This is a genomic window from Vibrio sp. 2033, from assembly GCF_033339735.1.
The window spans coordinates 1-1,197 of record NZ_JAWOVC010000098.1 but is presented as its reverse complement, the minus strand read 5'-3'; the positions used below and the strand labels follow the sequence as shown (position 1 = coordinate 1,197).

Genomic DNA, 1,197 nt, shown 5'->3' with positions numbered 1-1,197 from the left:
TACGCCAATAAATAGCGCAAGGAATACGATCAATGGGATCAGTGCGACCGCAGACGGTGCAACTGTTTTAGTAGTTTGTTGGGAACCGGACATGTAAACGACAAAGATAATAATAAGAGAAGTGAGCAGACTAATCTCACCGACTTTTATTGTCAACGTCTAGACGTCTAAATGGCTGCGTAATTTTTGTATTTGGATGAAAGAAAAAAGCTCATGGCATCTATCTTACTGATACCAAGAGCCTTTATTGAAAGTACATTTATAGCGACGATTTTGCTTTTTTTCGCTTAAGCAAGCCTAGGAGCATCAATGCGAACACAACCGCGGCGCTCGCCCAGATTGCGTATTTGTAGTGGCTATATAAATGGCTGAGTGCGCTGAGGTGCTCAAATGCAAAATGCGTAAGTAAACTGAACACCAAAACCCAAATGGTGGCAGCGAGTGCGTTGCCGAGTAAAAACTCTCTGCGTGGCATTTTTGCTATACCACACGCCAGAGGCATAAATTGCTTCATCCCTTCAATAAATCGGCTGACCACCAAACAAGCAGGGCCATATTTTTGAATGGTGCTTTGGAGCTTCTGCATTTTAGGGCCAGAGATGTAACCTTTTTTATCTAGCCATCCTTCAAAGTAGTAGCCAAGTAAGTAGCCACAAGTATTGCCTAAAAAGCAGCTGAGCCAAGATATAACCATGACCATACTCAGATTCATGACTTGTTCTGAGGCCAGAATTGACGCTGCGATCATCAAAGATTGCCCAGGCATGGGAATGCCAATACCTTCAAAAAAGATGCTGACAATAAGCGCAAGGTAGCCGTACTGCTCCAGCAGAGGCTTCATGGAGATGAGTAAAGCGTTAATGTGTTCCAAATGCTTTCCTCTAATAAAATCGGAAGGAAATTGGAGTGATACTCCTGTTGTTTTCTCTGGTCAATTCTTGTTTCTCATTCCCGAGAAAAACTGACACACCTCTGATAATTGTGTTTACCTGATGTGCTGTTGCGCTGGATTCCGCTCGCCGTTCGATTCGCGACGGCGAGCGGCCATTACCATGGCTTGGGTCTCAGGCTACTCTTTTGGTGTTGTGAACGCACCGTACAAATCGAGGCGTCGATGGCGCAAGTTCGTTACCGAGCCTTCGGTGTTGAGCTGTTTCAGCTTGGTTAAGTCAACATCGGCAAAGATGATCATTTCCG

General features: G+C 44.8%; 1 protein-coding gene. It reads right to left on the bottom strand.

Annotation, left to right across the window (positions count from 1 at the left end; translation table 11 throughout):
• Window positions 1-259 precede the first annotated feature (259 nt).
• Window positions 260-847 carry a DedA family protein gene (locus R7P74_RS24850; RefSeq protein WP_031791476.1) on the bottom strand — a complete coding sequence of 196 codons (588 nt, stop codon included), beginning with the start codon at window positions 845-847 and terminating at the stop codon, window positions 260-262.
• Between the last annotated feature and the right edge of the window lie 350 nt (window positions 848-1,197).